The organism is Vibrio sp. OPT46 (assembly GCF_015163535.1).
In the GTDB taxonomy this organism is placed as follows: Bacteria; Pseudomonadota; Gammaproteobacteria; order Enterobacterales; family Vibrionaceae; genus Vibrio; species Vibrio alginolyticus.
Genome location: NZ_JADDYG010000528.1, coordinates 1 through 395 on the forward strand (window position 1 = coordinate 1; position 395 = coordinate 395).

1 pseudogene is annotated in these 395 nt (G+C 42.0%); it reads right to left on the minus strand.

Annotated elements, in window-relative coordinates:
• A pseudogene (locus tag IQR33_RS21280) lies at window positions 1-395 on the minus strand (LuxR family transcriptional regulator); the annotation flags it as partial.

Genomic DNA, 395 nt, shown 5'->3' on the forward strand with positions numbered 1-395 from the left:
CTCTGTGCAAAAACAGGCTCAGAAAAGGTAAATTCCGTTTGTTTCCAATGCTGCTGACAAAGCGACTGAATTATCGGGAAATAGGGCTTTAGCTTATTTATTTGTTGCTGAGAAAAGTATTTTCCATCAGTCATATATCCGAAGTACAGCATGACCCAACGGCCAGATTCAACTTCGACTAGCATGCTAAGCTCGTCTTTCCACCCTGTTTGATGATAGAACTGCTCGCAGTATGAGGTGAAGTCAACGCCTTTACGCGCCACGTCTTTGAGCGTAAATACGCCTTGTTGCTTTGTCTCGTTTAGTTTGAGAAAAAAAGGGTCATTTTGAAATGAGTCAGTAAGGTAGCGTTGAAAAAGTAACTCTCGCTCGTTCTCAATTGAGTCGTAGAGATA